This window comes from Azonexus sp. IMCC34839, from assembly GCF_047047955.1.
Taxonomy (GTDB): domain Bacteria; phylum Pseudomonadota; class Gammaproteobacteria; order Burkholderiales; family Rhodocyclaceae; genus Azonexus.
Window position 1 is genome coordinate 3486630 of sequence record NZ_CP150631.1, and the last position, 22810, is coordinate 3509439.

At 61.4% G+C, this 22810-nt stretch carries 22 protein-coding genes; 10 read left to right on the top strand and 12 right to left on the bottom strand.

The window, feature by feature from the left end; genetic code table 11:
* Positions 1-108: 108 nt before the first annotated feature.
* The 3 genes from WIF35_RS17025 to fnr form a co-directional block, all read right to left on the bottom strand.
* Positions 109-480 (bottom strand): DUF779 domain-containing protein, encoded by a 372-nt coding sequence (locus WIF35_RS17025; protein ID WP_412479404.1) that lies wholly within the window; start codon positions 478-480, stop codon positions 109-111.
* A 74-nt stretch (positions 481-554) separates the two neighbouring features.
* On the bottom strand, positions 555-2075 hold the full coding sequence (locus WIF35_RS17030; RefSeq protein WP_412479405.1) for an aldehyde dehydrogenase family protein: 1521 nt from the start codon (positions 2073-2075) through the stop codon (positions 555-557).
* Positions 2076-2366: 291 nt separating this feature from the next.
* Complete coding sequence (gene fnr / locus WIF35_RS17035; RefSeq protein ID WP_412479406.1) at positions 2367-3113, bottom strand: fumarate/nitrate reduction transcriptional regulator Fnr; 747 nt, start codon at positions 3111-3113, stop codon at positions 2367-2369.
* Positions 3114-3198: 85 nt separating this feature from the next.
* Here fnr and hemN point away from each other — a divergent pair, with 85 nt between their 5' ends.
* The 10 genes from hemN (at position 3199) to WIF35_RS17085 (ending at position 15734) form a co-directional block, all read left to right on the top strand.
* A complete protein-coding gene (hemN, locus tag WIF35_RS17040; RefSeq protein ID WP_412479407.1) occupies positions 3199-4602 on the top strand; it encodes an oxygen-independent coproporphyrinogen III oxidase in 1404 nt (467 codons plus the stop codon).
* A gap of 60 nt (positions 4603-4662) precedes the next feature.
* Positions 4663-5334, top strand: a complete 672-nt coding sequence (locus WIF35_RS17045) for a sulfite exporter TauE/SafE family protein (protein WP_412479408.1) — start codon at positions 4663-4665, stop codon at positions 5332-5334.
* Positions 5335-5347: 13 nt separating this feature from the next.
* A complete protein-coding gene (locus tag WIF35_RS17050) occupies positions 5348-5773 on the top strand; it encodes a universal stress protein (RefSeq protein ID WP_412479409.1) in 426 nt (141 codons plus the stop codon).
* Positions 5770-7938, top strand: coding sequence for a heavy metal translocating P-type ATPase (locus WIF35_RS17055; protein ID WP_412479410.1), 2169 nt, complete (start codon positions 5770-5772; stop codon positions 7936-7938). The genes WIF35_RS17050 and WIF35_RS17055 overlap by 4 nt, the downstream gene beginning before the upstream one ends.
* A gap of 23 nt (positions 7939-7961) precedes the next feature.
* Entirely contained in the window at positions 7962-9710 is a 1749-nt protein-coding gene (locus WIF35_RS17060) for a putative bifunctional diguanylate cyclase/phosphodiesterase (RefSeq protein WP_412479411.1), read from the top strand.
* A 9-nt stretch (positions 9711-9719) separates the two neighbouring features.
* A complete protein-coding gene (locus WIF35_RS17065) occupies positions 9720-9926 on the top strand; it encodes a heavy-metal-associated domain-containing protein (RefSeq protein ID WP_412479412.1) in 207 nt (68 codons plus the stop codon).
* 23 nt (positions 9927-9949) lie between these two features.
* Positions 9950-10996, top strand: a complete 1047-nt coding sequence (selD, locus tag WIF35_RS17070) for a selenide, water dikinase SelD (RefSeq protein WP_412479413.1) — start codon at positions 9950-9952, stop codon at positions 10994-10996.
* A 393-nt stretch (positions 10997-11389) separates the two neighbouring features.
* The gene (locus tag WIF35_RS17075) at positions 11390-13465 is read left to right on the top strand and encodes a TonB-dependent receptor (protein WP_412479414.1); all 2076 of its coding nucleotides are present in this window, start codon (positions 11390-11392) and stop codon (positions 13463-13465) included.
* A gap of 105 nt (positions 13466-13570) precedes the next feature.
* Positions 13571-14584: a Fe(3+) ABC transporter substrate-binding protein gene (locus WIF35_RS17080; RefSeq protein WP_412479415.1), complete on the top strand. Its 1014-nt coding sequence runs from the start codon at positions 13571-13573 to the stop codon at positions 14582-14584.
* A gap of 19 nt (positions 14585-14603) precedes the next feature.
* On the top strand, positions 14604-15734 hold the full coding sequence (locus tag WIF35_RS17085; RefSeq protein ID WP_412479416.1) for a DUF1513 domain-containing protein: 1131 nt from the start codon (positions 14604-14606) through the stop codon (positions 15732-15734).
* Positions 15735-15888: 154 nt separating this feature from the next.
* On the opposite strand, the gene WIF35_RS17090 is transcribed toward WIF35_RS17085, so the two are convergent.
* The 9 genes from WIF35_RS17090 to WIF35_RS17130 all read right to left on the bottom strand — a co-directional run bounded on the left by WIF35_RS17090 (position 15889) and on the right by WIF35_RS17130 (position 22802).
* Positions 15889-16092 carry a (2Fe-2S)-binding protein gene (locus WIF35_RS17090; protein WP_412479417.1) on the bottom strand — a complete coding sequence of 68 codons (204 nt, stop codon included), beginning with the start codon at positions 16090-16092 and terminating at the stop codon, positions 15889-15891.
* Between the two features lie 228 nt (positions 16093-16320).
* Complete coding sequence (gene bfr / locus WIF35_RS17095; protein WP_412479418.1) at positions 16321-16803, bottom strand: bacterioferritin; 483 nt, start codon at positions 16801-16803, stop codon at positions 16321-16323.
* Positions 16804-16815: 12 nt separating this feature from the next.
* Complete coding sequence (gene bfr / locus WIF35_RS17100) at positions 16816-17301, bottom strand: bacterioferritin (protein ID WP_412481265.1); 486 nt, start codon at positions 17299-17301, stop codon at positions 16816-16818.
* 134 nt (positions 17302-17435) lie between these two features.
* On the bottom strand, positions 17436-17699 hold the full coding sequence (locus WIF35_RS17105) for a ferrous iron transport protein A (RefSeq protein ID WP_412479419.1): 264 nt from the start codon (positions 17697-17699) through the stop codon (positions 17436-17438).
* A gap of 4 nt (positions 17700-17703) precedes the next feature.
* Complete coding sequence (gene feoB, locus WIF35_RS17110; protein WP_412479420.1) at positions 17704-19644, bottom strand: ferrous iron transport protein B; 1941 nt, start codon at positions 19642-19644, stop codon at positions 17704-17706.
* Positions 19645-19727: 83 nt separating this feature from the next.
* Positions 19728-20258: a hypothetical protein gene (locus WIF35_RS17115; RefSeq protein ID WP_412479421.1), complete on the bottom strand. Its 531-nt coding sequence runs from the start codon at positions 20256-20258 to the stop codon at positions 19728-19730.
* On the bottom strand, positions 20255-21649 hold the full coding sequence (locus tag WIF35_RS17120; RefSeq protein WP_412479422.1) for a 4Fe-4S binding protein: 1395 nt from the start codon (positions 21647-21649) through the stop codon (positions 20255-20257). The genes WIF35_RS17115 and WIF35_RS17120 overlap by 4 nt, the downstream gene beginning before the upstream one ends.
* Positions 21642-22445, bottom strand: a complete 804-nt coding sequence (locus WIF35_RS17125) for an FTR1 family iron permease (protein ID WP_412479423.1) — start codon at positions 22443-22445, stop codon at positions 21642-21644. Before WIF35_RS17125 ends, WIF35_RS17120 begins: the two co-directional genes overlap by 8 nt.
* A gap of 24 nt (positions 22446-22469) precedes the next feature.
* Positions 22470-22802 carry a cupredoxin domain-containing protein gene (locus WIF35_RS17130; RefSeq protein ID WP_412479424.1) on the bottom strand — a complete coding sequence of 111 codons (333 nt, stop codon included), beginning with the start codon at positions 22800-22802 and terminating at the stop codon, positions 22470-22472.
* Positions 22803-22810 lie beyond the last annotated feature (8 nt).

Below are 22810 nucleotides of genomic sequence, written 5' to 3' on the forward strand. Positions count from 1 at the left end.
CTCCTCCGTGGTGCGATTGCCCGGGAGTTTGTCTTTTAATATCAGAGACGTAAGCTAGCACAGGTCGTGCCTTGCCGTGAGAATAATTTGTATCAGCCATGGCCGGATTCAGACCAGTCCGGCGGCTTGCAATTCGGCCCATTCCTCGTCGGTGAATAGTCGGGAGCGGGTCAGGAAGGCCTTGCCCGTATTGCCTTCCAGGGAAAAGGTGCCGCCGTGACCATCAATCACGTCGATGATCAGCTGCGTGTGTTTCCAGTATTCGTATTGCGAGGCGCTGATATAGAAAGGCACGCCGCCGATGTCGCCGAGATGGACGTCGTAGGGGCCGATGGTGAGATCGGTCGGCAGGTAGCAGTTGGCAGCGCTGTTGTCGCAGCAGCCGCCGGACTGGTGAAACATCAATTCGGGGCCATAGGTCTGTTTCAGCTGCTCGATCAGTTCGAGCGCAGGAGCGGTGGCAGTGACGCGGTGCACCATGGCTTTCTCCGAAAAAACGGGGGCGGTTGCCCGCCCCCCAAGGGGTTTGCCCGTCATCAGGCAAGAGGAGACGCTTAGAAAAAGCCCAGCTTCTGCTCGGCGTAACTGACCAGCAGGTTCTTGGTTTGCTGATAGTGGTCGAGCATGACCTTGTGGGTCTCGCGGCCGATGCCGGACTCCTTGTAGCCGCCGAAAGCAGCGTGCGCCGGGTAGGCGTGGTAGCAGTTGGTCCACACGCGGCCGGCCTGGATGGCTCGCCCCATGCGGTAGGCGACGTTGCCGTTACGGCTCCACACGCCGGCACCGAGGCCGTAGAGCGTGTCATTGGCGATGGCCAGGGCTTCGGCTTCGTCCTTGAAGGTCGTCACGGCCAGGACCGGCCCGAAGATTTCTTCCTGGAAGATGCGCATCTTGTTGTGGCCCTTGAACAGCGTCGGCTGGATGTAGTAACCGTCGGAGATGTCGCCGCCGAGTTGGGCGCGGTCGCCGCCGATCAGCACTTCGGCGCCTTCTTCCTTGCCCAGCGCCAGGTAGGACTGGATCTTGTTCATCTGTTCCTGCGAGGCTTGCGCGCCCATCATCGTCTCGGTGTCGAGCGGCGAACCTTGCTTGATGGCGGCAACACGCTTCAGGGCACGTTCCATGAATTTGTCGTAGATCGATTCCTGGATCAAGGCGCGGGACGGACAGGTGCAGACTTCACCCTGGTTGAAAGCGAACAGCACCAGGCCTTCGATGGCCTTGTCGAGGAATCCGTCGTCCTTGTCCATCACGTCGGCGAAGAAGATGTTGGGTGACTTGCCGCCCAGCTCCAGCGTGGCCGGGATCAGGTTGTTGGCGGCAGCCTGGGCGATGACGCGGCCGGTGGAGGTGGAGCCGGTGAAGGCGATCTTGGCAATGCGCTTCGAGGTGGCCAGCGGCATCCCGGCTTCGCGGCCAAAGCCGTTCACGATGTTGAGGACGCCCGGCGGCAGCAGGTCGGCGATCAGTTCGACCAGGATCAGGATGGAGATCGGGGTCGATTCGGCCGGCTTCAGCACGACACAGTTGCCGGCGCCGAGGGCCGGGGCCAGCTTCCAGGCGGCCATCAGGATCGGGAAGTTCCAGGGGATGATCTGGCCGACGACGCCCAGTGGCTCGTGGATGTGGTAGGCCATGGTGTTCTCGTCGATTTCCGAGATGCCGCCTTCCTGCGAGCGCAGGCAGCCGGCGAAGTAGCGGAAGTGGTCGACGGCCAGGGGGATGTCGGCGGCCAGGGTTTCGCGGATCGGCTTGCCGTTATCGACAGTCTCGGCGTAGGCCAGCAGCTCCAGGTTGGCTTCCAGGCGGTCGGCGATCTTCAGCAGGATGTTGGAGCGGGTCGTCGCATCGCTCTTGCCCCACTTCGGGAAGGCTGCGTGGGCGGCGTCCAGTGCCAGCTCGATATCTTCGGCCGTTGAGCGGGCAGCTTTGGTGTAAGGCTTGCCGTTGATCGGGGTGATCACGTCGAAATACTGGCCCTTGACCGGGGCGACAAATTTGCCGCCGATGAAGTTGTCGTACTGGGACTTGTAGGCGATCTTGGCGCCGGCGGTGCCGGGAGCGGCGTAGAGCATGTTTTGTCTCCTGAATTTTCGATTTGCGAAGAAATGTCGTCGCGGCAACGTTCGGTGGTTTCCGCGATTACGCATCTCATAGCGCATGCTCCATGCCAGGTGATGCAAGAATGGTGAATTCGTTTTAAATCAATAAATTGGTTTTTGGTTTGCGCAGTAAGGGTGTTGCATTGCCCGTATCGTCCTTGAGCAACTGTTCAAAAACGAAGCAACCCGATGGTGCCTTGGGAGAAAAAGGGGCGAAAAAAAAGCAGGCCAACCGGCCTGCCTTTGGGGTCCGCTATCCGAAGATCAGGCGCGGTGATGATTCATCAGCGCCTTCAGGCCGTTAACGTCGAGAATGCGGATGTGTTTCTGCTGCACGGCGATGTAGCCTTCTTCCTGAAACTTGGAGAAGGCGCGGGAAACGGTTTCCAACTTGAGGCCAAGATAGCTGCCGATTTCCTCGCGCGTCATGCGCAGATAGAACTCGGAATGCGAAAAGCCACGTGCCGTGAAGCGTTGGGACAGGTTGAGCAGGAAGGCGGCCAGGCGTTCCTCGGCACGCATGGTGCCGAGCAGCATCATGACGCCATGGTCGCGCACGATCTCGCGGCTCATCACCTTATGGAAGTGATGCTGTAGCGTATGAATTTCGCGCGACAGGCTTTCCAGACGTGAGAACGGAATGGCGCAGATTTCACTGTCTTCGAGGGCGATGGCATTGCAGGTGTGATGCTCGGTACTGATGCCGTCCAGGCCCAGCAGTTCGCCGGCCATCTGGAAGCCGGTCACCTGATCGCGGCCGTCTTCGAGCAGCACGTCGGTCTTGAAGAAACCACTGCGAATCGCGTAGATTGCGTCGAAAGCTTCGCCGGCGCGATAGAGATGGTCACCGCGCTTGACCCGGCGCCGGGTCGAAACCAGATCGTCGAGACGCTCCAGTTCTTCGATGCTCAGGCCGAAAGGCAGGCACAATTCGCGCAGGTTGCAGTTGGAGCAGGCGGTCTTGATGACCGACAGCGATATCTCTTGATGAATCGTGTGTGTTTGCGCCATCAGGAACCTACGTTAGCTTGATCCATGTCAACCGTAAAATCGCGGCATCCCCACATAATCCGACCTAAATTTGGTGGTATGTTTAATGAATTTCGCAACAGAAAACCTCGTCTTCGATCCACAGATCATTCGCCGTTTCGACGTCAACGGTCCTCGTTACACGTCCTATCCTACGGCCGACCGCTTCGTCGAGGCTTTCGACTCGGATGCCGCCAAGCTCTGGCTGGGCAAGCGTAACATCGGCGGGATCAGCCGGCCGCTGTCATTATACTTCCACATCCCGTTCTGTAACACCATCTGTTACTACTGCGCCTGCAACAAGATCATCACCAAGGATCACGGGCGCAGCGCCAAGTACCTGAAGTACATCGCCAAGGAACTCGATATGCAAGCGGCGGCGCTGGAAGGCCGTGACGGCGAGCATGAGGTGATCCAGTTGCACTGGGGTGGTGGTACGCCGACCTTCCTGTCGCATTCGGAAATGCGCCAGTTGATGGCCGAGACCCGCAAGCATTTCAAGCTGCTCGATGGTGGCGAGTACTCCATCGAAGTCGACCCGCGCAAGGTCGATCGCGAAACTGTCGCCTTGCTCGGCGAGCTCGGTTTCAACCGGATGAGCGTCGGTGTCCAGGACTTCGACGAGAAGGTTCAGGTTGCAGTCAACCGCGTGCAGAGCGAAGAAGAGACGGCGCTGGTGATCGACGCCGCCCGTCAGAACGGTTTCAAGTCGGTCTCGGTGGACCTGATCTATGGTTTGCCGCACCAGACGGTGATGGGCTTCAACCGGACGCTGGAGCGCGTGCTGGCGATGAACCCGGATCGCCTGTCGATCTACAACTACGCTCACCTGCCCAGCCTGTTCAAGCCGCAGCGCCGGATCAACGATGCCGACCTGCCGAGCGCCGATACCAAGATGCAGATTCTCGCATTGGCCATCAAGAAGCTGACCGAAGCGGGTTATGTCTATATCGGTATGGACCACTTTGCCAAGCCGGACGACGAACTGGCCGTGGCCCAGCGTCAAGGTCGCCTGCATCGCAATTTCCAGGGGTATTCGACCTATTCCGATTGCGACATGCTGTCCTTCGGCATCTCGTCGATCAGCAAGGTCGGCCCGACCTACTACCAGAACGTCAAGACGGCCGAGGAGTACTACGACCGCATCGACGCTGGCGCCTTGCCGGTTTTCCGCGGCATCGAGCTGACCGCCGACGATATTCTGCGCCGCTCGATCATCCAGGCGCTGATGTGCCATTTCGAGCTCTCCATCGAGAGTATCGAGAGCGCGCATCTGATCAATTTCCGCGAGTACTTCGCCGACGAGATCGCCGATCTGCGCGAGATGGAGCGGGCTGGTTTGCTGAAGATCGATCGCGAGTGGATCACCGTGCTGCCGCCTGGACGCATGCTGGTTCGTGTCATCTCGATGGCTTTCGACCGCTATCTGCGGGCCGACCGCCAGCGCACTCGCTACTCCAAGGTTATCTGATCCGCGTGCGATGAGTCGGAGGGCGCGGTAAACTGCGCCTTTCCTTTATTCGCTTGCTTCATGCCTGATTCCGGCTTCATCGCCCTGTTCCTCGTTGGCCTGCTTGGCGGTACGCATTGCGTCGGCATGTGCGGCGGCATCGTCGGTGCACTGTCGATGGGCGGGCCGGCACGCTGGTCCATGCATTTCGCCTATAACGGCGGACGCATCTTTTCCTACACGTTGGCTGGTGCTCTGGCTGGGGCGCTCGGTGCTGCCACCCTGGGGCTGGAGCAACAGTGGCCGATCCGGCAAGTACTTTTTCTGCTGGCCAACCTGATGTTGATCGCGCTGGGGCTTTACCTGCTCGGCGTGACGCGGGCGCTGGCCTTTACCGAACGGGCCGGTCAGCATCTGTGGCGCCATCTGCAGCCGATGACCCGACGTTTTCTACCGGCACAGACCGTGGCCCAGGCCTTTCCGCTGGGCCTGCTGTGGGGCTGGCTGCCCTGCGGTCTGGTCTATAGCGCACTGGTCAGCGCGCTCAGCGCCGGTTCGGCGACGCGCGGTGCTGCGCTGATGCTGGCTTTCGGCCTGGGAACCTTGCCAAATCTTTTGCTGGCGGGCATCGTATTGGCTCGTCTGAACGAATTCGTGCGCCGGCCTGTCGTGCGCACTTTCTCCGGTCTGCTGGTGCTCGGTTTCGGCCTGTATGGAATGTTCGGCCTGCTGCGCCAGTTGGGCTGGCTGTGATCGTGGAGTGACCATGAAGATTCTATTGCCGGTCGACGGTTCGGAATGCGCGCTGCGCGCCGTCGATCATCTGATCGCCCATGCCGCCTGGTACCGCGAGGTGCCGGAAATTCACCTGTTGCACGTGCATCCGCCGATCCCCATCGGTCGCGTGCAGGCGCATGTCGGCGAAGATACGCTGAAAGCCTACTATCTCGAGGAAAGCCAGGCATCGCTGCTGGCAGCGCAGCAGAAGCTGGACGCGGCGGGCCGCTTCCATACGACCCACATCCATGTCGGTCAGCCGGCCGAGATCATTGCCAAAATGGCCAAAGACTTGGGCTGTGACCTGATCGTCATGGGTACGCATGGTCGTGGCGCTGTGGCCGGGCTGGTCATGGGCTCGGTAGCCAATCGTCTGCTGCATTCGGCGCCTTGCCCGGTGATGCTGGTGCGATGAGCGAGTCGGCCGAGCCACGGGTCGTCGAGTTTGCCATTGGCGGCATGACCTGTGCCGCCTGTTCGACACGCTTGGAGAAGGTACTCAATCGCCAACCTGGCATGCAGGCCAACGTCAATCTGGCGGCGGAACGGGCGCGGATACGCCTGTCCGGCGCGGCTGATGAGGCGGCGGTCATTGCCGCGGTCGGTAAGGCCGGCTTCCGGGCCGAGCTGGTTGACGCCGGTACGCGCGAACGCGAGAAGGCCGAGAAACAACGGGCCTACAAGCAGGAAATCGTCCGCTTCTGGATCGCTGTCGCCTTGTCCTTGCCGCTGGCTGGACAGATGTTGTTCATGTTCGGCGAACACGGTCACTCCAACGAATTGCCGCGCTGGCTGCAACTGGTGCTGGCGACGCCTGTCCAGTTCTGGATTGGCTGGCGTTTCTACGACGGTGCCTACAAGGCGCTGCGCGGCGGCGGGGCCAATATGGACGTGCTGGTGGCCTTGGGTACCAGCATGGCCTGGGGCTTCTCGACGGTAGTTACGCTGTTTGGGCTGCCACAGCACGTCTATTTCGAGGGCGGGGCGGTGGTCATCACGCTGGTCCTGCTTGGCAAATTGCTCGAAGTGCGAGCCAAGGCGCGCACCTCTGAAGCCATCGAGGCCTTGATCCGCCTGCAGCCGAAGACGGCGCGCGTCGAGCGCGACGGACAGTGGCTGGAAATGCCCGTCGATGCTCTGATGCCGGGTGATGTCTTCCTCGTCCGGCCGGGCGAGAGCGTGCCGGTGGATGGCGAGGTGATTGACGGCGAATCGAGCCTTGACGAGGCGATGCTCACCGGCGAGAGCATGCCCGTGAGCAAGCGCGCAGGCGACCGTGTCTTCGCGGCGACTGCCAATGGGCAGGGGGCGTTGCGCTGCCGTGCCGTCGGGGTCGGCGAGCACACCTTGTTGGCCGGCATCATCCGCATGGTCGGCGAAGCGCAGGGGTCGAAAGCGCCGGTGCAGCGGCTGGCCGACAAGATTTCCGGGATTTTCGTGCCGGCCGTCTGTGCCGTTGCGTTCGTGACCTTCTTCGGTTGGTGGTTCTATGCCGGCGATTTCGCCGAAGCGTTGGTCAATGCGGTGGCTGTGCTGGTCATCGCCTGCCCGTGTGCGCTTGGCCTGGCGACGCCGACGGCGATCATGGTCGGAACCGGGCAGGGGGCACGGGCCGGCATCCTGGTCAAGAATGCGGAGGCGCTGGAGCGGGCCGAGCGGATCGGCGTACTGGCGCTGGATAAGACCGGTACGCTGACGCAGGGGCGGCCGGTGGTGACTGATATTGTCGTGCGCGGCATCGAGCGCGATCAGGCGCTGGCCTGGGCCGGTGCGCTGGAGCACAACTCCGAGCATCCGCTGGCGCGCGCCGTGATCGAGGCCGCTGCTGCGGTGCACCTGCCAAAAACCGTAAATTTCAAGGCAACGCCAGGCTGCGGAGTCGAGGGCGAAATTGACGCTCGACCTCTGCGTCTTGGTGCGCCGGCCTGGATCGGCTGCGCCGAAGATGCGCAAGTCGCCGCCTTGCAGCAGACCGGTAAGACGGTGATCGTGTTGGCCGAGGGCGAAACCGTGCTTGCCCTCTTTGGCATTGCCGATGCCCTGCGCCCGACCTCCCGTCAGGCCGTCGAGCGCCTGCGTTCGCAAGGAATTCGCGTGGTCATGCTGACCGGCGACAACGCCCAGACGGCCGCGGCGATTGCGGCCGAGGCCGGTGTGGACGAGTTTCGTGCCGGCATCCTGCCCGGCGACAAGGCGGCGGCGATTGCCGAATTGAAGCGCGATGGTGTGCTGGTGGCCATGGTCGGCGACGGCATCAACGACGCGCCGGCACTGGCGGCGGCCGATGTCAGTTTCGCCATCGGCGCCGGTTCCGATGCGGCCATCGAAGCGGCCGACCTGACGCTGATTCGCAACGATCTGCTCGGCGTGGTCGATGCGATCGATCTGTCGCGGGCGACGCTGCGCAAGATTCGCCAGAACCTTTTCTCTGCCTTCATCTACAATACGCTCGGTATTCCGCTTGCCGCCTTGGGTTGGCTCAGTCCGATGGTGGCGGGGGCGGCCATGGCGATGAGTTCGGTCTCCGTGGTTTCGAATTCGTTGTTGCTCAAGCGCTGGCGACCGAACGCCAAGCGCTGACCAGGATAAATCGGGCGATCTGGATGACCGGAACAGTAATCAAGCGACGGCTGGAGCAGGAAATGGCCGGCGAGGGCGGCTACGCGCAGCGTGGCGGTGCGGCACGTCAGGCGGATGTGGCCTTGCGCAGCGCCATGGATGCGGTCCAGGTCGGCCTCTTCGTGCTGCAGGACCAACGTGTTGTCTATGCCAATCCCTGCTTGTGCCGGCTCTTTGGCTATTCCGTCGATGAATTGGTCGGGGCGCGCGGCTTGCTCGATCTGTTCGGTGCCGAATTCCACCCGATGCTGGTGCAGCAGTGGCTGCCCGGCGAAACCGTCGGTGGAGCTGGTCTGGAGCTGACGGCACGGCGCCAGGACGGTTCCGAATTCCCGGTGACGCTACTCGGTGCGGTGTCCTGGTTCGCCGGCAAGCCGGCCATCGTCGGCACCGTGTTCGATCTGACGTCGCAGAAGGCGGCCGAGGCGAAGATTCGCGAACTGGCCGAGTTCGATGCGCTGACCGGCTTGCCCAACCGCCGCCTGTTGCGCGATCGGGTGACGCAATTGCTCGCCGTGGCCGAACGCGACAGTACGCCGGTGGCGGTGATGTTTGTCGATCTCGACCACTTCAAGCGGGTCAACGATTCGCTCGGTCACAGCATCGGCGACGAACTGCTCTGTGCCGTGGCGCAGCGGCTGGGGACCGTTGTTCGGCGTGGCGATACCCTGGCCCGCCTGGGTGGCGACGAGTTCGTGCTGGTCATGCCAGGCCTGCATACGGCGACGGCGGCGGATATCGCCCGCCGCCTGGCCGAGGAGTGTTCGCAGCCTTTCGCCATCGGCGGACACGACCTGACGGTGACGCCATCGATCGGCATCAGTGTCTTTCCGCAGGACGGTGAGGATATCGAGACGCTGCTGAAGAATGCTGACGTGGCGATGTACAAGGCCAAGGAATTGGGGCGTAACACCTTCCAGTTCTTCGCCGCCGACATGAATACGGCGACGCTCGATCGCTTGCTGATGGAAAGCAACCTGCGCCGTGCCCTGAAGCAGAAGGAATTCGTGCTGCATTACCAGCCGCTGGTCAGCTTGCGCAATGGCCTGATTGTCGGCGTCGAGGCGCTTATTCGCTGGCAGCACCCCGATCTCGGCTGCATCATGCCAGACCGCTTCATTCATGTTGCCGAGGAAACCGGTCTGATCAACCAGATCGGCGACTGGGTGCTGATCGAAGCCTGCCGTCAGGCGCAGGCCTGGATCGAAGCCGGCTTGCCGCCGCTGACCATGGCGGTCAACGTGGCGCCAGGGCAATTCCGTCAGGCCGGCTTCGTCGAAGCGGTGGCCGGAGCGCTCGGCATGTCCGGCCTCGACCCCAGCCTGCTCGAACTGGAAGTGACGGAGCGCACGGTGATGAACGAGGCCGACCTCAATATGGGGACGCTCAATGCGCTGCATCGCATGGGGGTCGAACTGTCGCTCGACGACTTCGGCACCGGCTATTCGTCGCTCGCCTATTTGAAGCGCATCCCGGTCGGCAAACTGAAGATCGACCGCTCCTTCGTCTGCGATCTGGTGACCAATGCCGACGACCAGGCCATTGCCTCGACCATCGTCAGCATGGGGCGCAACCTGCGCCTGACCGTGCTGGCCGAAGGCGTCGAGACGGCGGCCCAGTTACAGTCCTTGCGCCAGATGGATTGCGACATGGCGCAGGGTTACCATTTCAGCCGCCCACTGCCGGCCGAGGCGCTGACCGATCTGCTGCGCCGGCAGCCATTCATCTTCTAGGAGCTTGCCATGGAAAATACCGTGATCAAGATCGGCGGCATGAGCTGCCAGGGTTGCGTCAAGAACATAACCGGCGTGCTGACTGGCTTGGCTGGTGTGAATGCTGCTGAGGTATCGCTCGAAGCGGCCGAGGCCAAGGTGAGCTTTGATCCGGCCGCCGTCAGCCGCGACGCCCTGCTTGGCGCGATCGAGGACGCCGGCTTCGACGCCGAATAAAAATACGAATCCAGAGAACAGCGATGTCCGAAGAAAAACTCCGACTGACCCAACTCTCCCATGGCGGCGGTTGCGGCTGCAAGATTGCGCCCGGCGTCCTGGAGCAGATTCTCAAGGGCATGCCGCCGGGCATCGTGCCGCCGCAATTGCTGGTCGGCACCGAGACCAGCGACGACGCAGCGGTCTATCAGATCAACCGCGAGCAGGCCATTGTTGCGACGACCGACTTCTTCATGCCCATCGTCGACGACCCCTACGATTTCGGGCGCATTGCCGCGACCAACGCCATTTCCGACATCTATGCCATGGGCGCGACGCCGCTCTTTGCACTGGCGCTGGTCGGCATGCCGGTCAAGGTTTTGCCGATGGAAACCATCGGCAAGATCCTCGAAGGCGGTGCCGCCGTGTGTAAGGAAGCGGGGATTCCGATCGCCGGCGGTCATACCATCGATTCGGTCGAGCCGATTTACGGTCTGGTCGCCATCGGCATCGTCAATCCGCAGCACCTGAAGCGTAACGCCGGCGCCCAGCCGGGCGACAAGCTGATCCTGGCCAAGCAACTCGGGGTCGGCGTCTATAGTGCCGCCTTGAAGAAGGACTTGCTGCACACCGCCGATTACGAGGCGATGATCGCCAGCACCACCCAGCTCAATACGCCGGGGCCGCTACTCGCCTGCCTCGATGGAGTGCATGCGCTGACCGACGTGACCGGCTTTGGCCTGCTCGGGCATCTGCTCGAAATCTGTCGCGCTAGCCAGGTGCGGGCCCAGGTGAAATTCGCCGACCTGCCGTTGTTGCCGCGTGCCCGCGAATTTGCCGAGGCGGGCCACATCACCGGCGCCTCAGGACGCAACTGGGCGAGCTACGGTCACGATGTGACCCTGGCCGATGGCCTGGGCGATACCGCCCGCGCCTTGCTGACCGACCCGCAGACTTCCGGTGGCCTGTTGGTGTCGTGCACGCCGGATACGGTCACCGAAGTGCTGTCGCTTTTCCTGCAACAGGGTTTCACGCATGTCTCGGTGATTGGCGAAGTCGGCGAAGGTCCGGTCGGGGTTGAGGTGGCCTGAGCCGCATTGCCGCACGATCAGGTTGCTGACGGCGGGGTTCGCTGGGCCTCGCCCTTTTTTCATTGCTTGGCGAAACTCCGCGGTCTATCGGCCTAGCAAAAAAGCGTTGAATTTGTTTTGCGAATGATATAAATTCGCATTTGCGTTATTGCTTTGTCTACCTTCGGTAAGACGGGCTATTTTTGGCGGTGAGCGTGTCGTCTCCTGTCAGTCATCGCACAGAGGTTCAATCACCGGCAAGCCAGCCTTTATGCCAGCCAGCCAAATTAGCAATTTGCCTGCGCATAAAGGAAGAAAATGAACTTACTCCCCACGAGTCGTCGGAAGGGGCTGACGTCCGCACGGATTGCAGCGCAACAGCCGGCTATCAAATTGATTCCACTGGTTGCCGCCATGGCGGGAATTTACTTTGTCGGTCCCGCCGTTGCCGCGGAAGAGGAAAAAACCCTAGGGGCTGTGACCGTCAAAGCGGAAGCGGAGAAGCCGGATGGCTTGCTGGCCACCAAAACCCGTGTCGGCAAGGTCGTACAGGATCCGCACGACATTCCGCAAGCGATCACGACCATTACCCGTAGCCTGATCGAAGAGCAGGATGCAAACTCGCTGCGTGAAGCGCTGCGCAACGTTTCCGGCCTGTCGTTCAATGCCGCCGAGGGCGGGCGATCCGGCGACAACATGAACCTGCGTGGCTTCTACACCTTCGGCGATATGTATCTCGACGGTATTCGCGATACGGCGCAGTACGACCGCGAAGTCTTCAACCTCGAGCAGGTCGATGTCCTGCGCGGTGCGGCGGCGATGCTGTTCGGTCGCGGTCAGGCGGGCGGTGTGATCAACCAGGTGAGCAAGACGCCGATGCTCTACGGTATCAACAAGGTGGGCTTCGGTGTCGGTAGCAACGGCTACTTCGAGACCAAGGCCGACCTGAATCAGCGTCTAGGCGAAACCACCGCCTTCCGTTTGAACATGATGAATCGTGACGAGGAAAGTGGGCGCTCCAATCCGGTCACCGGAACGACACCGGAAATTCATCGGCAGGGCATCGCGCCCAGCATCGCTTTCGGTCTGGGAACCAATCACGAAATCGTGTTGAGCCACTTGTGGCTGCAGACCAACGACCGCCCGGATTACGGTGTACCGTTTAATAGCGTCTCCAAGAAACCCGAGAGTACCTATGCGAAAAACAAGGACTACTGGGGTGTCAGCGGTCAGTTTGACGAGAGTCAGACCAATGTTTCGACCTTGAGCTATCTGTACAAGATTTCGCCAGATACGCAGTGGCGTACGGTAGCGCGTGCCGCCAATTATCACCGGTCGTATTGGGCCGGAGCGCCGCAAGGGGGGGCGCCGGGTGTAAGCGGCGGTGGCGCGAAAACACGCGAATTCGATACCGACAACTTTGCCCTGCAAAGCGATTTCAGCACGGCTTTCACGCTGGCTGGGATGCGCCACGAGTTGCTGACCGGGGTCGAATACTTCAAGGAAGATTCGAAGCGTTGGGCTTTGCAGAATTTGGGGACGTCGTCTCGGCCGGTCTATAAGTCCGGCCATTACACCTCGACGGCACCTTCTACCTATAACGGCGATACCTATAGCGCCTACGTGCAGGATACCGTCGAGTTCGTGCCGGACTGGAAGCTGACCGCCGGCATACGCCGCGACGAAATGCGCTCCCAGATCAGTGCGGCCAGTGGCAGCACCGTTACCAATCTGAACGGCGATTTCAGCGAGAACAGCTACCGCACGGGCTTGTCATGGCAGCCGTCTGCCGCTCAGCACTATTATCTGGGGTGGAGCGACTCGTTCAGTCCGACCGCTGACCTCTATCAACTGTCTGGCAACATCTATCCCGCCGAGCGTTCGAAGGTGACGGAAATCGGCTCCAAGTGGTTGTTGCTCGACGGTGCACTGGCTTTCCGTGTCGCTCTTTACCACGCGGTCAAGGATTGGGAGCGCAACACCGACCTCGATGTCGGCATCAACAATTCGTTGCTTACCAAGAAGCGTGAGTCGAACGGTCTTGAACTTGAAGTGGCCGGCCGTCTGACCGACAAGTGGGAAGTGTTCAGTGGCCTCTCTCTGATCGATGCCGAGATCCGGGAGGTTTCGCCCTCGAACGGCAATGCCAACTTCGTCGGCAAGATGCCACGCAATACGCCCAAGCAGACCTTCAACCTGTGGTCGACCTATCAGCTGCCGTTTGGCTTCAAGGTCGGCGGCGGCATGGAGTTCAAGAGCAAGCGTTACGGCGGCGCGCCGACGGGTACCGGTGCCTTCAACCCCAACTGGGTGCCTTCCTACACCCGCTGGGATGCGATGGTGGCTTACGAGCAACCGAAATATGCCTTGAAGTTCAACATCCAGAACGTGTTCGACAAGCTGTATTACGACGCGATCTACGACAACGGGGGCTTCACTTACGTCGGTCAGGCGCGTCGCTTCATCCTGAGCGCCGAATACAAGTTCTAAGCTTCACCGACCGGGGCCGTACCTTCGCCGCTATTACGCGGCCCCGGTTTTTTGCCATTTTTTGCCGTGCACCGCAGCAGTGCGGCTGACGGCCGGAGTTTGACGATGAAATCGCGTATCGCCCTTGCCTTGCTTCTGTTGGCCAGCCAGTCCCCGGTGTTCGCGCAGGAGAAGGTGCTCAATCTTTATTCTGCACGCCATTATCAAACGGACGAAAGGCTCTACGACAACTTCACCAAACAGACCGGGATCAAGATCAACCGGATCGACGGCAAGGAAGACGAGCTGATGGAGCGCATCCGTAACGAGGGGGCCAACAGCCCGGCCGATGTCTTCATTACTGTCGATGCGACACGGCTGGCCGTGGCCGATTCACTCGGCCTGTTCGCGCCGGTCAAATCAAAGATTCTGGAAAGCCGCATTCCTGCGCACCTGCATACCGACACGTGGTTTGCTTTCTCGACTCGTGCCCGCGTCATCATCTACAACCGCAGTGCTGTGCGCGCCGAGGATGTGTCGACCTACGAAGCGCTGGCCGATCCAAAGCTCAAGGGTAAGGTCTGTTCGCGCTCTGGCGGGCATCCCTACAACCTGTCGCTGGTCGCCTCGTTGATTGCGCATGATGGCGAAGCCAAGACGGAGGAGTGGGCGCGCGGCGTCGTCGCCAACTTCGCCCGTCCGCCGCGCGGCGGCGATACCGACCAGATCAAGGCGGTTGCCGCCGGCGAGTGTGGTGTTGCCATCTCCAATACCTACTATCTGGCTCGCCTGATCCGTTCGGAGAAGATGGAAGAGCGCCGCATGATGGAACGGGTCGGCATCGTCTGGCCGAACCAGTCCGGTCGCGGTAGCCATATCAATATTTCCGGCGCCGGGATGGTCAGGACGGCCAAAAACCCGGAAGCCGCCGTCAAGTTCCTCGAATACCTGTCGAGCGACGAAGCTCAGCGCTATTTCGCCGATGGCAATAACGAATGGCCGGTTGTTTCCGGCGTGACAGCAAACAATCCGGCGCTGGAAGCCATGGGCAAGTTCAAGGCCGACAATCTGCCTCTGGGCAGTATTGCCAAGAATGTTGCGGTCGCTCAGAAGGTACTCGACCGTGCCGGATATCGCTAATTCATTTGGAAAGTCATTCATGCAACGCAGAGAATTTCTCAAACTGACGGCTGTCTGCGGCATGCTCGCCCATGCCGGCCGCGGCATCGCCGGGAGCGCCGAGGACCCGCAACGCGCCCTGATTGCCGCTGCCTGGCGAGGCCCCAATCCGACGGATACTTACCACGCCGGGGTACTGGTGGCGGATTGGGCCCGCAAGAAGCTGGAAATCGCCTATTCGGTCCCTTTGCCTACCCGCCCGCATGGCCTGACCCCGGAGGCCGATGGCAGCCTCTTGGTCGTTGGAGTACGGCCTGGTACCTGGCTGATGCGCATCGCGCCGGATGGCCAGGTTGCCAGTCAGCTCACGATGGAAAATGAGGCTTCGGTACTGCTCAATGGCCATGTCGCCATCGGCCAGGGAGGTGACGTCGTCTACACCACGGAAACCGATTTTTCATCGGGCCACGGCAAGATCGGCGTACGCGACCGCGTGACCTTCAAAAAATTGGACGAATGGGAAAGCGGCGGCAAGGAACCGCACCAGTTGCTGATCGATGATCGGGGCCGGCTCGTGGTGGCCAATGGCGGTATTGCACGGACGCGTACCGACCAGAAATACGACTTGGCGCGCATGGATTCATCACTGACCCGGCTTGATGAGCGCAGCGGCAAAATCCTGCAACAATGGACCGCGGGCGATAGTCGGCTCAGCCTGCGCCATCTGGCCTGGAGCGAGGCACCGGATGGAACGCGTCGCCTCGGTATTGCCATGCAGGCCGAACACGATAGTGCGGAACAACGCCGTATGGCACCCATCTTGGCTGTGTTGGAGGGCGACGAACTGCGCATTCCGAGCAGGAGTGGCGAAGGGGTCGGTTACGCTGGCGACCTGGCCGCAGCTTATAACGGTGGCTTCGTCCTTTCGAGCAACCAGGTGGGGCGAGCTCTGCTCTGGCATCCCGGAGCACCGGAAAAGCTTGTCCCGGTGGTCGAGTTGCCGGAATCCTACGCCATGGCGGAATGGCATGGGCCCAAGCCTGGCGGTGGAGTGTTGGTGTCCACCGCGCTGGGTATGGTCCGCTGGCACCCCACAGCCAAGCCGATTTTTCTCGCCTGGCCCAAGCCGATGGCGCTCGATAACCATTGGACGCTGATGCAGGAAAGCTGAGTCGGGAAGCTTTGGCGGAAGAGGGGCGGCTATCGTCAGTGCTGTCCCGCCCCGATTGTTGTCGCTACCCAAAAAAAGGTCCGGGCTATGCCGGACCTTTTTTGTGTAGGGGGGCGGAGCGAGCTTTGTCGCTCGTCAGTGGTAAGTGACAGCTTCAGGCAGCCTGCAACATTGCCGGCGACGCCTTGCCTATCGTGGCGTGGGCTTCGCGCAGGCATTCGTGGGCGCAGGTAGCGCAGCGTCCGCAGTCGCGGGTGACACCGAGGTCGCGGCGCAGATCCTTCAGCGTGCGGGCACCGCTTTCAGCGGCCTCGCGAATCTGGCGATCGGTGACGGCTTTGCACACACAAACGTACATGACGGGTCTCCGCGAACGGTGAATAAGTAATGCGAACAATTCGCATTGTAGTTAAATGAGAATCGGTGTCAATACCATTTCCGACGAAATTCACTTTGTTTGATTTGTCACAGAAACGGCCGTGTTTTTCCGTTTCCCGTCATGGATTTGCAAATTGTGGTCCACCATCGGCCATAAAAGAAAAAAGCCGCGGCAATGCGCGGCTTTTTGGGTCTGGGCGGAGAAAAATCAGCCTTCGCCCGGCTCCATGTGAGCCTGCAGATAGTTCGGCAGGGTGACATCCTTGATCAGACTCTGCTGCGTTTCCAGCCAGTCGATCGCCTTTTCGCAACCTTCGAGCAGATCTTCCAGCAGGTCGCGACTGACGTAATCCTGCAGTTGTTCGCACAGGGCAATCGATTCGACCAGCAACGGGCGCTGGATGTCCTTTTCGTACTTCAGGTCGCCCTGCAGGCACTCAACGACGTTTTCGCCGATCAGCAGCTTGCCGAGGTTTTGCAGGTTGGGCAGGCCTTCGAGGAAGAGAATGCGTTCGATCAGCTCGTCGGCTTCCTTCATTACGCGGATGGACTGCTTGTACTGGTAGTCGTTGAGTTTTTCCAGACCCCAGTTGCGGAACATGCGCGCATGCAGGAAATACTGGTTGATCGAGGTCAGCTCGTTCTTCAGCACCTTGTTCAGGGCTTCGATGATCTTCTTGTCGCCTTTCATCGCTGTCGCTCCTTAAGCCGGGGTGCCCGAGCCCATCTGGCTCTGCAGGTAGTTCTGGAGGCCGACCAGTTCGATCAGCTTCAACTGCTTCTCGAGGAAGTAGGCATGGTCCATTTCGGTGTCGTCGAGCTGCACGGCGAGCATGTCGCGGGTGACGTAGTCCTGGGCCTTTTCGCAGGCGGCAATGGCCTTCTTCAGTTCGCCATCGACCTTGTATTCGACGGTGAGGTCGGATTTGAGCATTTCCGGCACGGTCTTGCCGATCTTCAGCGGTTCGCGCTTGGTGAGGTCGGGTTTTCCTTCGAGGAAGAGAATGCGCTGGATCAGGGCGCGGGCATGCTGGCGCTCATGGTCGGATTCGTGGATCGATTTCTCGGCCAGTTCGTTCAGGCCCATGTCGGCATACATCTCGCCGTGAATCAGGTACTGGTCGACTGCGGTCAGTTCGCCGGCCAGCAGTGCATTGAGGATGTCGATGATTTTCTTGTCGCCCTTCATGGCTTTCTCCAGAGGTTCGTCGTAAGGGGCGGGCTGGCTGGCACCCTCGGCTGGCTTGCCCAAGCCCGTATTGTATGTCCGCGGACAAACGATTCGAACGGCGTTTGTGTAAAAAGTTCTTTGAAAACAGTTAATTACGAACCGTTCTCATTATCCTTTCGTTCCACCCAGATATGGCGGGCAACGACATGCTCCAAGGCCAGCTCGACTTCGTCGGCCAGGATGACCGTCATCGGGCGTTGTTGCAGCACCTTGAGCGGGCGCGACTCGGCCAGGCCGTAGGCGGTCAGTTGCTCGCGTTGCAGCGGATCGATGTCGTCGCCGAAGGCGGCCAGCAGCACTTCGCTGCCGGCAGGGATGAAGGCGAGGGGCAGGCGGGCTTCGTGTTTCGGGCTCATGATTTCACCAGACGGCACGCAGGATCAGGTTGAAGATACCGCCAACGAAAAAGGCGAAGGGGACGATCATGGCCACCATGGTCAGGGCCGTTTTGGTGCCTTGCTCCTTGATCATCATCATCAGGCTGGCGAAGCAGGGAATGAATAGCGTGATCGTGATCATGCCAACCACGGCCTGTAGCGGCGTCAGGTTTTCGGCCATGGCAAAGAGGCCGGTGGCACCGAAATCGCGGCGCAGGAAGCCCATGACGAAGGCAGCTGAAGCTTCCTTGGGCAGGCCCAGCCAACCGGTGACCAGCGGCTCGCCGGCATCGATGATGGCGGGCAGTACACCGAGCTTGTCGAGCGAATACATGATGAAGGTGCCGAGCAGGAATAGCGGAATGACCTCGATCAGGTACCACTTCAGTCGACCGCCGGTCTTCTTCAACACGTTACCGAGGATGGGCAGGCGCATCGGCGGCAGTTCGGTGACGAGCGGGATGCGCCGGCCCGGAATCAGTTTGGCGGCGAGGAAGCCGGAAAGGATGAGGATGCCGACCATGGCCAGCGCCCAGATCAGCACGGCGGTAAAGGAGACGCCGCCGAGCATGCCGAGGACGACGCCGAGCTGGGCCGAGCACGGAATTGCCAGGGCGAGCAGGAAGGTGGTGATCAGGCGTTCGCGTGGCGAATGTAGGATACGCGTGGTCAGCGTCGCCATCGTCACGCAGCCGAGGCCGAGGACCATCGGCAGCACGGCGCGGCCATTCAGCCCGATGGCAGCAAACAGGCGGTTGGCGATGACGGTCAGGCGCGGCAGGTAGCCGGAGTCCTCGAGCACGCCGAAAGCGATGAAGAAGGTGGTGACAATGGGCAGGATCAAGGCCAGCGCATAGGTCATGCCCATGGTCCACAAGCCGTACTGGCCAACGAGCATTTCTGCCAGCCAGGGCCAGTGCACCGCAGCAGTGACGAAATCGGTGAAGGCCGGGTTGAGGATGCGTTCGAACAGACCTTCCTCGAGCAAACCGACCAGTGTGGTCGCACCAAAGACGCCGACGAATTCATAGACGGCAAAGAGGACGCCAAGCAGGATGGGCAGCCCCCATACTGGGTGCACGACATATTGGCCGATGCGCTGCGACAGTAGCGGGCTGCTCTTGGCGGCACGCTGGATGACGCTGGCTGCGAGGGTGTCGGCGGCGGCCGTCCGTTCACGGGCTAGCAGGGTGGCCAGGTCGTCCTCGGCGCGGGCCACGGCCTCGGCGCGCAGGGCTTCGAGTTCGCTCATGGCGTTGCCGGCCTTGTTGGCTAGCCACTCGGCAACTTCCGAGTCGCTGCCGAGGTAGAGGATGGCCAGGCCGCGCGCCGAGAGGCGCGGATGCGGCGCCAGGCGTTGAATGGCATTGGCAACGCGGGCGATATCACTTTCGATTTCCGCGTCGTAGCGCAGCATTGCTACGGCAGGGCGCGCATGGCCGATGCCGCTGGTCAATTCGCCAATCCCTTCACCACCGGTGGCAACCGTGGCCAGCACCGGGATGCCGAGGTCTTCGGCCAGGGCGTCGATATCGACCGTGACGCCGCGGGCGGCCGCTTCATCGTGCATGTTGAGCGCCAGCACCATGGGCAGACCGAGTTCGACCAGCAGGGCCGAAAGCGTCAGCGTCCGGCGCAGGTTCTTGGCATCGCCCACCTGCACCAGGCAGCGGGTGTCTTCATTGAGCAGTGCGCGCATGGTGGCGCGTTCGTCGTCGCTGCGCGAAGGTAGGGCCAGCACACCCGGCGTATCGAGCAGCATGGCTTCCTTGTCGAAGCGGGTGCTGGCACGGGTGACTTCAACCGTCGTCCCGGGATAGTTCGAAACATTCACATAGGCGCCGGTCAGGCGATGGAAGAGTACCGATTTTCCAACGTTCGGATGACCGACGAGGGCGATGACGGAGGGGCTGCTGTTGCTCAAGATGGACGGGCCAGTCACTGGCGCATGATGAGGTGGTTCAGATTTGTCAGATAAATGACAATTATTTGCTACTGTAACTCAAACTAGGCCTTGCGGCCTTGAGGCGGCTCGGTTTCTGTCGTGAAAAGCAAGGGCCATTCCAGAGTTTGTCCATCAACCTCGAAGCGGATGGCGAGCCGCCAGGTCATGCGGCTGGTTGTGCACAGAGGAATGTTGGCTGGAGAACGATAGTGGCCGTAGGCCTCGAGGCTGAAGTTGGCGGATGGGCTGCTCATGTCGAGTTCGATGCCGCGGATCTCCTGAGAGAGCAGGCGGATTCGAGGATCGGCAACGATCTCCACGCTGAACGATTGGTTGGGAACGACTGGGGCATCGGCCAAGTGCAATTCCAGTTGCAGGTCACCGGGGAGGGCAAGGCGACAGCGCTCGTGTTGCGGGTCGCATTGGGCCTGTGACAATACCGTCGGCGCTGGCGGTGTGTGCGGTACCGCCAGTTTGCCGACAACGATCAGCGCCAGCAGGGTCAGCAGCAGACCGAAAACATCCTGCCAAACGCGTGCAGGCAGGATGTTCGGCGCGGATTCGGCAGGCGTCGGCAGGGCCAGTGTTTTCACCAGACGAAGAAGACGAGGTACCAGATGCCGCAGATCAGGCTGGGCGGCCACAGCATGGCCAGGCCGGCGATCAGGCGGCGGGGAATGCCGGCGGTGGAGCGCGCGATCAGCAGTATGGCGAGCGTCACGCTGCCCAGCCAACCGGCGGTCAGCAAGGTGGCGCGGAAATACGGCAGCCAGCCCAGCCAGAAATGCTCGGCCTTGAGGTGCGTCACGGTCAGCATGGAAAGGCCGAGGATGACGCTGGCGGCGGCCATCGGGGCCAGACCGACCGAGAAACGCTGCCAGTTGAGTTGCGGCGTGGCTAGCAATCGGCTGGCGACAAGTGGGCCGAGTAGCAGCAGGCTACCGATCAGCGCGCCACCGCCCAGCAGGTAGACGAGGATCAGGCTGCCGTCGAGCCAGGTGAACAGGTCGTTGGCTTCCGGGTAGTGGGTGAGCAGCCACCAGGGCACGTCGTCCGACAACAGCGTGAAATGGTCGTGTTCGACCAGCCACTCGGCCAGGGCCATCTTGATGTGCAGGAACCAGGGGCTGACCGTCCATTGGAAGGCGGCAGTGGCCACGCCGAGCACGCCGTACAGCAAGGTGATGGCATCCGCGGTCTTGGCTTCGTTGAGCGGATCGAGCACTTCGGTGAAGGGCGAGCGCCAGGACAGGCTGACGGCATCGCGTTGACCGGCGCAACGGCCGCAGCTATGGCATTCGCCGGCGCTGGTCATGCGGCGCACATCGACCAGCGGCGCGCAGTTGACCGGCTCGAAGTCGCCTTCGTAACGGTCCCAGGCGGCGCGATCAACCTTGTAGTGCATGGGGGCGATCTTGGCGAGCACGGCGAAGACGCCGGAAGCGGGGCACAGGTAGCGACACCAGATGCGTTTTTCCTTGCCGTAGAGCAGGCCGATGACGATGGCGGCGACGGTCGAGCCGCCGAGCACCAGCAGTGCCGCTTGCGGGTATTCGTAAACGCTGACCAGCTGGCCGTATACCGTGGTACAAACGAAGGCGACAAAGGGCCAGCCCGACCATTTGAGCCAGCGCGGCAGCGGTTTGCCGCGACCGTAGGCGCTGACGCGCTCGGAGATGAAGCCCTCAGGGCAGAAAACGCCGCACCAGACGCGACCGAGGGTTACGGTAGCGACCATCACACCCGGCCACCACAGCCCCCAGAAGCAGAACTGGGCGAACAGCCGCAGGTTGTCCCATATATGGGCCTGATCCGGCGGCAGGGGCAGGAAGGCGGGAATGACGACGAGGACCGAATAAACGACGACGACGGCCCACTGGACGGCGACGATCGGGCCGCGGTACTTGCGCAGCCACAGGCCGAGGCGCTCAAGGCGGCCGCTGGTCGGCTTGTGCGTGTAGAACTTGAGGACTTGTTCAGCCACGGGACGTCCTCCTCCAGGCGAACAGCACACCGGCCCAGTAGGTGGCCCAGGCCAGCAACTCGGACAGCGCCGGGCGGGCACGGTAGCCGGAAAAGTCGGCAATCAGTTTGCCGCCTTTGGTCGTATCGTCGATCAGCAGCGAGGTGTCCCACACCGGGTCGAGCAGCGGCGGCAGGTAGCCGGCGCCGATCAGGCGGTCGAGGGCGGCGACGAGCAGGGCCGAGGCGAGGATCAGCAGCAGGATGGAGGAGAGGCGCAGGAGCAGGCCGATGTTCAGCTTGGCCAGGCTCTTGGCGGCCAGCCAGGCAGTCAGGCCGGCAGCGGCGAAGCCGGTGACGGTGCCGACGGCCAGCGCCTGCATTTCACCGCCTTGGGCCAGGCCGTAGAGGAAGATGACCGTTTCGGCGCCTTCGCGCGCCACGGCCAGCGCGGCGACCACGGCTACGCCGAAGAAGCCGGAGTGTTCGGCGGCGGCCGACAGGTCGGCGTGCAGCCGGGCCTTGATCGTCCGGCCGTGTTTGCGCATCCACAGCACCATCTGGGTAATCAGGCCGGCGGCGACGAAGAGCGTGGCGGTCTGGAAGATTTCCAACGCTTCGCCGGTCAGTTCATCCTGCACGGTGAGCAGCGCCCAGCCCAGCAGCAGGGCCAAGCCGACGCCGGCGCCAAGGCCGAGGAAGAGGGCACGCTTGCCCTTGCCCGTATCGTCGTTAGCCTGCAACCAGGCGTAGAGGATGCCGGCGATCAGGAAGGCCTCCAGGCTTTCCCGCCAGACCACGAAAAAGGCGTTACCCATGCTGTTCTCCGTTGTGGTGGTTTTTTATTTGGCGACGATCTTGGCCTGTCCGGTTTCCGGGTGGAAATCGTCGAAAAACTTGTAGGTTCCCGGTTTCATCGGGAAGAAGACCATGCTCCGGGTGACGCCGGGGGCGAGGACCAGTTCCTTTTTCAGTTCGATACTCTCGAATTCCGCGGCGCCTGGTCCTTCGTTCTTCACTTCCAGACGGAAGCGCGTGTTGGCGGGCACCTCGACGGTTTCCGGGAAAATCCGACCGTCCTTCATCAAAACCTTGTAGGTCGGCAGATCGTCGGCGACTGCTGCGGTGCACACCAGAAAAAGGCCAAAAACCGCGGAAGCGAGAGCGTGTTTCATGAATATCC